A 7509-nucleotide genomic window follows, 5' to 3' on the forward strand; every position below is an offset into this window, starting at 1 on the left:
TCTATATAAGGTGATTTGTCAGAATATATTAATAAGTATCAGTGATATAAAATTTTTGTTTTATGTTGTTATTGTTTCAATTATCAGTGCTTACCTCTAATAAAAATTGAGTTGTCGAGAAGATTAGTTTATTAAATTGCAAATTTACTTAATTTGGTGATATAAAGTTATTTCCCATGTTAATAAGACAATATACTTAATGAATATAGCAGAGCTTCTTGAGCAAATCGCAGAGAAAGGATGGTGTGTCTGGGATGATTTCCTCACACTAGAGGCTGTTCAACAATTACGCGCTTGTTTTGATGGCAATGCACAACAAGCGCGTATTGGTCGTCATGAGAATCGACTTGCAGAAACAACAATTCGAAGTGATAAAATACGTTGGTTAGAACCAGAAATGGGGGCACCCGTTCAGCATTACTTAATGCAAATGGAGTCTATTCAGCGTGCCGTTAATCGAGAGTTTTATTTAGGTCTTTTTGAGTATGAAGCACATTTTGCTTGTTATGAAAAAGGCGCTTTTTATAAAAAACATCTGGATGCATTTAAAGAAAATGTGACTCGACGCTTAACGACAGTCTTGTATCTTAATGAGGATTGGAAAAAAGAAGATGGTGGTGAGTTAATTATTTATGATTTAGAAGATAATCAACTTGCAACAGTCGCTCCTAAAGGTGGACGTTTGGTCGTTTTTCTTTCAGAACAATTTCCTCACGAAGTGCTTCCTACTTATAAAGAGAGAATAAGTATTGCAGGGTGGTTTCGTGTGAATGGTGTAAGAGATAATTTTCTTGATATCGCTAGTTAACAAATACAATAAAGTGCTGTTGTCATAAAATCGTTTTTATTACTTTATTATAAAACTGATTTAGAAGATAAATAGCATGGGATTAGGCGCGTTTCTTATATTAAGTAAAAGACTTAATAATAAGAGCGCGCTTTTTCTGTGTTGAGAGGTTGAAGAGAGTAAGATGAATATTAACAATAAAAGAGAAATGACGAAAAAAAGTTGATTTTCTTACTATTAAAAGCACAATAACGCGAAACTTTCTAGGATAAAAATACAATGAATGAATTTTCAATCGTTTGCCGACTTTTAGGTACATTATTTCAGCGTGAGCCCAAGGATCCTATTTTATCACCCATTATTAAAATGATTGGTGATGGGAAACTTAGCCAGCTATGGCCATTAGAGCAAGATGCGCTATTTAATACATTAAAAAATAGTGTCAATGATTTGGCTATTGTTGATGCTGACTACCAATCTCTTTTTGGTGGGGAAGCGCCCGCGGTGTCTGTTTATGCCCATGCTTATGAAGCGATCAAAGAAGGCGATATTCGTCAATTCTTAGTTTCAAGGGGGATGCCTGTTACTGATAATCCAACAGACAGTTTTGGTTCTTTATTACTTGCAGCTTCATGGCTTGAAGATAACGCAGCGGAAGATGAAGTATTAGCACAAATACAATTATTTGATGAATATCTGCTACCTTGGGCTGGAACATTTTTAGGTAAGGTTGAATCTCACGCAACAAGTGGCTTTTATCGCACATTAGCAGGTATTACTCGTGGCGCATTATCAGCATTACGTGAAGAGCTTTCAGATGAAGAGAGTGATAAAGCAGAAGATACAGAAGCAGAGTAATATAACTATTTCTTTGTAAAAGTCTTTTTATTATTCATAAAAAGCAAACCATTAGGTTTGCCTTTCTCATTAATGACGATAAATAATTTTAATCAACTCGAGTAACTATTAGAGTTGGATCACAAATTTACCCGGCTTAACTTCAATTCCTTTAGCCAGTTTAAATGCGGCTGCTTCAGCACTGTTTTTTTCTGGATTAAGAACATAAACAGGATGATTATCAAAGTAAGTCGTGATTGTCGTATCTAAATAGGGTTTTAGTGCCACAACGACGGCATCCATTTTTTCTGGAGAGACTTTGTAGCTATCAATAGTCATTGATTTTATGTATATCGCCCCTTTATCAGCTTGATAATAAGGTTGACCTGATAACGTAAGCTCAACTTTAGCACTTGTTTTGCCAAAGAATGAATTAATTATCAGATCGGTTGTACCAGAAAGATTAATTTTACCTGGCTCAGTACGCCCAATTTGAATGGAAAGATTGCTTAATTTAATATCAGCGGATACAACGTCATCTTCACCAATATGTTTCTGGAGATTTATTTTTTGACTGATATAGTCATTAATAAGGTTTTCACTCACATCTAATTGTTTTAGCTGATCACACCCTGTGACTAAGCTTGCCAATATTAATATAGTTGTTAGAAAGATTGCTTTCATAAACACTCCTTGATCATTGATAACTAAAAGTTTACCCGATCTTTAGGGCGTAAGCATGGCTGTTTCTATTTTTTTACGATTAAATTGGCGATGTAATGCATAAAGCGTTATAAAACCTACGGTTCCTAACAAGAACCAAGGTAATTCTGGCATATCAAATTGATTACCTAAATCATACATCCATCCACCACCGGTGTATCCAATAGCCCCCCCAAATGCTAAGCCTAAGCGGCTAAAGCCCATATAACTACCACGAGCTCTAGGATCGGCAAGTGATGCACTTAATGTTTCGCGTGCAGGCTCAGCAGTAATAGTGCCAAGGTAAAATAGACCTATAACCAAGAAGATACTTTGTAATGAATGGATCATACCAACAGGGAACATGCTGATACTCATTAAAAATAAGCCAGTCATTAACCGCTGTTCTAATTTGAAACGTTTCTCACTCCAGCGAGCAATAGGATAAAGCAATGTTAAAGAAAGCAGTGCTTCAATGGCATACATCCATTTTACTGCTGTCGGTGTACCCGCAATATCATTGACAATGATAGGAAACATCAACATGACTTGAACGGATAACACAAAATAACCTGTCAGCGTTAAGACATAGCTGACAAAGCGTTTATCAAGAAATACTCGTTTTAACCCTTCTTTGATTGGCGTTCGAGTTGTAGATATACGGTAAGCAGGTAATAACCAAGCATTAAATAAGGCTGCGATAACAAAAACACCCGCACCAACCCAGCAAACTAAATGAAAATCATACTGTAATAACCAGCTACCGATGAGTGCACCAATAACGGCACCCGCGCTATCTTGCATTAATAATAAAGAGTAAAAACGACCACGTTCATAAGGACGGGTTAATTTGATAACTAACGCTGTACGAGGCGGATCAAATAAAGTCCCTCCTAATGCAGATAAAATGCAAGATAACCAAAGTATCCACGGTTGATCTGCTATTGCCATTAAAGCAAAACCTAAAGCTCGTAATAACATGCCTGTTATTATCATGGGTTTAGCGCCAAAACGGTCTGCAATCGCACCGCCAAAAATGCCGAGACCTTGTTGTACTAATTGTCTAAGGCCTAATGCAAAGCCGACAATAACACCAGCCCAACCCAATTGTTCGACGAAACGAATAGAAATAAGTGGAAAAACGACGAAAAAACCTAAGACAACTAACATATTGTCAATTAGGAGGAAATATTTACCCAAAGTGCGGGCTTGTGTTACCAGCGCCATTACTCACCATCAATAAGCAAATAATTTAAATAAAATAAGGGGGGAATGAAATAATTTATTTCTTCGACTATTCTGTCTCTAAATGTGCATAATTCCTAGTGAATTAAAGATGATATTTTTTTATTAAGGTTAGTGGCAGAATAAGAAGAGTTGCTTCAGAATTAGACTTATTTATATCAAAGGATAATGAGATCGTAATGTTTGGTTATCGTAGCGGAATTCCTAAAATTCGTTTTGAAACACAAAGAATGGTTATTCGTTTAGCATACGAGCGAGATGCTGAAAAACTGGCGGATTATTATACGGTAAATCGTCGTTTTTTTAATTCCTTGGGAACCCGTAAGAGATAAAACACATTATTTACCCTCTGGCTGGGAGCACCGTTTACAATATATGAACGAGTTACACAGGCAAGAAAGTGCTTTTCATTTTTTGCTATTAACACAAAAAGAAGAGGAAATTATTGGTGTTGCTAATTACAGCAATGTTATGCGTGGCGCTTTTAATGCCTGTTTTCTAGGGTATTCCGTCGGTGAAAAATGGCAAGGTCAGGGCTATATGTCAGAAGCGTTAACGGAAACACTTCGTTATATGCAACGACAGCAAGGAATGCATCGTATTATGGCGAATTATATGCCTCACAATTTACGCAGTGGGAATCTATTAGCTAAACATGGTTTTGAACGTGAAGGGTATGCCAAAAACTATCTGCAAATTAATCAAGAGTGGCGAGATCACATATTGACTGCATTAACAACGCGCACTTATTTAAAACGTTAATATTGAATACGAGGGAAGAAAAGCACTGTTTATAATTATATTAAAAATGCCTTTATGTCAGTGCTTTTAGCTACTTTTTAACAATGTTAGCGAGATCTAGGTTTGCGAGAACTAGTAGGCATGAAACCCGTTTTTTTCAACATATAGTACCAATGTTGAATATGGAAAATAGACTGTGTTAAGCGTGATGATTCTTCTTTTTTCAATATAAAATCCATTCTTTTGATACAAATAAAGCGCACCTTCATGATGAATATCGACATAAAGCGATAAATACGCTTTTTTTCAGAACATCTTTACTATATTTGGGTTAACCACTCAAGTATAGCGTTAGGCAATGCCATGTCCTTGATATGATGATAAAACAGCAATATGTGCCAAATAAGCCTCATTTTCATTTGGCATATAATCAAATAAAGAAAAGAAGATCTTTTGCTTAATATAATGAGTGATACCAAAGCGCCAATAATTCCAAAAAGGTGTTTTACTAAAAGGATTTGAAATAAAGCTGTTTTCTTTTATCACTAAACAAAATGTCGCAATTATCTTGCCATTATCAGTAACAACAAATTGTTGGCTATTTTTTTTTACATGCTAATGAATTCCAAACTGCTTCTAATTGCCGATGTTGATTAGGATTAGTGCTATCAATATTAAAAGCGTTCAATTTACAATAAAATGCTTGTGCAAATAATTGAATAATCTCAGGAATATCTGAAGGTTCTGCAACACGAAGCTGATAGTGTTCATTAAGTAATTGCATGATATTGTTACTCTGCAATAATAGGGTTAACTTTTTAGACTGCTTGGTCTATTTTTTATAGACTAATCAGTCTAATTTATTTTGTCCAGAGATTTTTAATGTTATGAACAAGACGGTTACTGAAAAACAAAAAGCGAAAATGAAGCACATTATTGATGCTGCAATACGTTGCTTTGCTGTAAAAGGCTTTCACTCCACATCAACAGCAGAAATCTGTCATGAGGCGGGTATGAGTCCTGGGAATGTATTTCATTACTTTCCGAATAAGAATTCGATTATTGAGGCAATTGCATTAGAAGATACACAACTGTTTGACAGTATCTTTTGTCGCTATGAAAACGAAGAAGGGTGTATTCAAGCAATCATCGATTTAATGAAGGAAATTATAGCGCTCTATAATCACCCCGAATATGCGCGTATTAGTATTGAAATTTTTGCTGAAGCATCGCGTAATGCGAGCATTCACCAGATTTTTTATTGAAAATGAAAGAAAAAACAAACAGCGTTTGATTGCGATGCTGAAAAACGGTATTAAAAAAGGACAAATAGACCCAACACTAGAGCCCGAGAAAATTGCAACATGGCTGTTAGTCATCGCAGATGGTTCCATGGGAAGAAATATTATTGATCCTGAGTTTAATGGCAATGAGGATCACGTTATGTTGGAAATCATGTTGAGAAAAATGCTCATAAAGCCATAAATAGCTATTTTTTTAATCACATTAATTAGTCTAAGGTAAGCCGAATTCGCATATTCTTAGCTAATGAGGATTGATTTTTCGATGTTAGAGACGGAGTATAGTCCCTTTCTTTTTATTCCATTCAACAAAAATTAGAATGACTTATGAATTTACTTAAATCACTTGCTGCGGTGAGTTCTATGACCTTATTTTCACGGGTACTAGGATTTATTCGTGATGCGATTATTGCGCGTATTTTTGGCGCCGGTATGGCAACAGATGCCTTTTTTGTTGCGTTTAAATTGCCAAACTTATTACGTCGTATTTTTGCAGAAGGGGCTTTTTCTCAAGCATTTGTCCCGATCTTAGCCGAATATAAAAATCAGCAAGGTGAGGAAGCAACGCGTACTTTTATTGCTTATGTTTCGGGTATGCTGACGCTTATTTTAGCCGTAGTCACTGTGATTGGTATTATTGCTGCGCCTTGGGTGATTTATGTTACGGCACCCGGCTTTAGTAGTTCTCCTGATAAATTTCAATTAACGACCGATCTATTAAGGATCACCTTTCCTTATATTTTTCTTATTTCATTAGCTTCATTGACAGGCTCTATTTTAAATACGTGGAATCGTTTTTCAGTACCCGCTTTTGCACCGACATTACTCAATGTTAGCATGATCTTTTTCGCTTTAGTCGTCGCACCTTATTGTAATCCTCCTATTATGGCACTGGCTTGGGCGGTGGTTGCTGGCGGAATATTACAGCTTGGCTATCAATTACCGCATTTGAAAAAAAATTGGTATGCTTGTTTTACCCCGCATTTCATTTAGAAATAGCGGTGTTTGGCGTGTGATGAAACTGATGGGACCTGCTATTTTAGGGGTTTCTGTTAGCCAAATATCATTAATTATCAATACGATTTTTGCTTCCTTCTTAGTTTCTGGTTCAGTTTCTTGGATGTATTACGCCGACCGTTTGATGGAATTACCGACAGGGGTATTAGGTGTTGCATTAGGTACAATCTTACTTCCCTCATTGTCTAAGAGTTTTGCCAGTGGCAATACAGAAGAATATAGAAAATTAATGGATTGGGGATTGAGACTGTGTTTCTTATTAGCACTGCCTTGTACTATTGGTTTAGCGGTATTGTCAGGACCTTTAACGGCGTCGTTGTTCCAGTATGGTAATTTTAATGCTCATGATGCATTGATGACGCAACAAGCGCTAATCGCTTACTGTGTTGGATTAATGGGATTGATTATCATAAAAATCTTAGCACCAGGTTTCTATTCTCGTCAGGACATTAAAACACCAGTAAAAATTGCGATTGCTACATTGATCCTCACACAATTAATGAACCTTGCGTTTATTGGTAGCTTAAAACATGTGGGGCTAGCGCTCTCAATTGGTATTGCGGCGTGTTTTAATGCCTCTATGTTGTTTTGGCAGATCCGTAAGAAAGATATCTATCAGCCTTTAGCGGGTTGGCCTATGTTCTTATTAAAACTTGTTATTGCGCTTGCCGTAATGGGTGGGGTATTAGCTGGAATGCTGTGGATCATGCCTAGTTGGGATATTGGCAGTATGCTAATGCGTATTTTTACGCTTGTTATTAGTTGTAGTCGTTGGAGCAGGAAGTTATTTTGTTGCACTGTATGCCCTAGGGATTTAGACCTCGTCATTTCTCACTACGTGCTTTTATAGCGGATAACACAGATCCCTCGCTTTTTATA

General features: G+C 36.4%; 8 protein-coding genes and 2 pseudogenes. 6 read left to right on the forward strand and 4 right to left on the reverse strand.

Annotated elements, in window-relative coordinates:
• The first annotated feature begins 199 nt into the window (after positions 1 to 199).
• Both BHE89_RS05540 and BHE89_RS05545 read left to right on the forward strand, forming a co-directional pair.
• Entirely contained in the window at positions 200 to 808 is a 609-nt protein-coding gene (locus tag BHE89_RS05540; protein WP_069369057.1) for a 2OG-Fe(II) oxygenase, read from the forward strand.
• Positions 809 to 1066: 258 nt separating this feature from the next.
• The gene (locus BHE89_RS05545) at positions 1067 to 1645 is read left to right on the forward strand and encodes a TorD/DmsD family molecular chaperone (protein WP_069369058.1); all 579 of its coding nucleotides are present in this window, start codon (positions 1067 to 1069) and stop codon (positions 1643 to 1645) included.
• Positions 1646 to 1753: 108 nt separating this feature from the next.
• Here the strand turns inward: BHE89_RS05545 and BHE89_RS05550 are convergent, their stop codons facing one another.
• Positions 1754 to 2308 carry a lipoprotein gene (locus BHE89_RS05550; protein WP_069369059.1) on the reverse strand — a complete coding sequence of 185 codons (555 nt, stop codon included), beginning with the start codon at positions 2306 to 2308 and terminating at the stop codon, positions 1754 to 1756.
• Between the two features lie 42 nt (positions 2309 to 2350).
• Entirely contained in the window at positions 2351 to 3553 is a 1203-nt protein-coding gene (gene mdtH, locus BHE89_RS05555; protein WP_069369060.1) for a multidrug efflux MFS transporter MdtH, read from the reverse strand.
• A 197-nt stretch (positions 3554 to 3750) separates the two neighbouring features.
• Between mdtH and rimJ the strand changes: the two are divergent.
• Positions 3751 to 4333: pseudogene (gene rimJ, locus BHE89_RS05560) on the forward strand (ribosomal protein S5-alanine N-acetyltransferase).
• Positions 4334 to 4663: 330 nt separating this feature from the next.
• Here the strand turns inward: rimJ and BHE89_RS05565 are convergent.
• Positions 4664 to 4858 (reverse strand): GNAT family N-acetyltransferase, encoded by a 195-nt coding sequence (locus BHE89_RS05565; RefSeq protein ID WP_128860338.1) that lies wholly within the window; start codon positions 4856 to 4858, stop codon positions 4664 to 4666.
• A 52-nt stretch (positions 4859 to 4910) separates the two neighbouring features.
• Entirely contained in the window at positions 4911 to 5096 is a 186-nt protein-coding gene (locus BHE89_RS05570; protein ID WP_128860339.1) for a hypothetical protein, read from the reverse strand.
• A gap of 103 nt (positions 5097 to 5199) precedes the next feature.
• Here BHE89_RS05570 and BHE89_RS05575 point away from each other — a divergent pair, with 103 nt between their 5' ends.
• The 3 genes and pseudogenes from BHE89_RS05575 to murJ all read left to right on the forward strand — a co-directional run bounded on the left by BHE89_RS05575 (position 5200) and on the right by murJ (position 7448).
• Positions 5200 to 5577 carry a TetR/AcrR family transcriptional regulator gene (locus BHE89_RS05575; RefSeq protein ID WP_128860340.1) on the forward strand — a complete coding sequence of 126 codons (378 nt, stop codon included), beginning with the start codon at positions 5200 to 5202 and terminating at the stop codon, positions 5575 to 5577.
• Positions 5549 to 5797: a hypothetical protein gene (locus BHE89_RS05580; protein ID WP_128860341.1), complete on the forward strand. Its 249-nt coding sequence runs from the start codon at positions 5549 to 5551 to the stop codon at positions 5795 to 5797. Before BHE89_RS05575 ends, BHE89_RS05580 begins: the two co-directional genes overlap by 29 nt.
• Before the next feature lie 143 nt (positions 5798 to 5940).
• Positions 5941 to 7448: pseudogene (gene murJ, locus BHE89_RS05585) on the forward strand (murein biosynthesis integral membrane protein MurJ).
• Positions 7449 to 7509 lie beyond the last annotated feature (61 nt).

Source organism: Shigella sp. FC1967 (assembly GCF_001743005.1).
Lineage (GTDB): Bacteria > Pseudomonadota > Gammaproteobacteria > Enterobacterales > Enterobacteriaceae > Proteus.

Coding starts and splice junctions, on each gene's coding strand:
- BHE89_RS05545 (WP_069369058.1), top strand. CDS start 1,067: ATGAATGAATTTTCAATCGTTTGCCGACTTTTAGGTACATTATTTCAG.
- BHE89_RS05540 (WP_069369057.1), top strand. CDS start 200: ATGAATATAGCAGAGCTTCTTGAGCAAATCGCAGAGAAAGGATGGTGT.
- BHE89_RS05575 (WP_128860340.1), top strand. CDS start 5,200: ATGAACAAGACGGTTACTGAAAAACAAAAAGCGAAAATGAAGCACATT.
- mdtH (WP_069369060.1), bottom strand. CDS start 3,553: ATGGCGCTGGTAACACAAGCCCGCACTTTGGGTAAATATTTCCTCCTA.
- BHE89_RS05580 (WP_128860341.1), top strand. CDS start 5,549: ATGCGAGCATTCACCAGATTTTTTATTGAAAATGAAAGAAAAAACAAA.
- BHE89_RS05550 (WP_069369059.1), bottom strand. CDS start 2,308: ATGAAAGCAATCTTTCTAACAACTATATTAATATTGGCAAGCTTAGTC.
- BHE89_RS05570 (WP_128860339.1), bottom strand. CDS start 5,096: ATGCAATTACTTAATGAACACTATCAGCTTCGTGTTGCAGAACCTTCA.